The following is a 766-nucleotide window of genomic DNA, read 5'->3' on the forward strand; positions in this document are numbered from 1 at the left end:
TAATGGCGAAAATTTTGAAACGCGGCGGCAGCATGATTGAAAAAATCTTTAAAAAGTATCAGACGCTTGGCGGAGAGATTGAAAAAATCCACGTTGAGATTTCAAAATACAAAGATGAGATGACGAAGACGAACTACACGCTCGATGAAATGTATGAAAACAATATCAAATACTATATGGAGCTTGAAAAATACGTCGTTGCCGGGCAGATGAAACTGGAAGAGATGCAGTCGATCCTTCCTTCATATGAGGAAAAAGCGGCAAGCGGAAACCAGCTGGCGCAAATGCAGCTCGATACATTGCGCAGCGGCATTCAGGCGCTTGAGGAACGGGTGTATGATCTGGACATGGCACGGATGGTGGCGCTTCAAACCGCACCTCAAATCCGTCTCCTGCAGCGAGGAAATGCAAAGCTGATCGGGAAAATCAACTCCGCGTTTATCATTACCATTCCGATTTTCAAAAACGGCATTATTCAGGCTGTTACGGTAAAGCGGCAAAAGCTTGTGGCTGATTCCATGAGCGAGCTTGACCGCCGGACAAACGAGATGCTGAAACGAAATGCTGAAAACATCTCAAGCCAAAGTGTTGAAATTGCCAGAATGGCCGGCAGACCGAGCATAGATATTGAAACGATCGAATCGTCTTGGAACACGATTGTCAGCGGCATGCAGGAAACAAAACAAATCGAGGAAGAAAACAAACGCCTCCGCGAAGACGGCGCGAGACGAATTGCACAGCTTCAGGATAATATTAAAAAAGCAGC

The 766-nt window shown here is 46.0% G+C and carries 1 protein-coding gene; it reads left to right on the top strand.

Features of this window, described 5'->3' with window-relative positions:
- Nucleotides 1-766, top strand: a 766-nt coding sequence (locus tag ACWHAR_RS26240) for a toxic anion resistance protein (RefSeq protein ID WP_452088318.1), incomplete at both ends; no start/stop codon positions are given.

The organism is Bacillus sp. LR--39 (assembly GCF_053613335.1).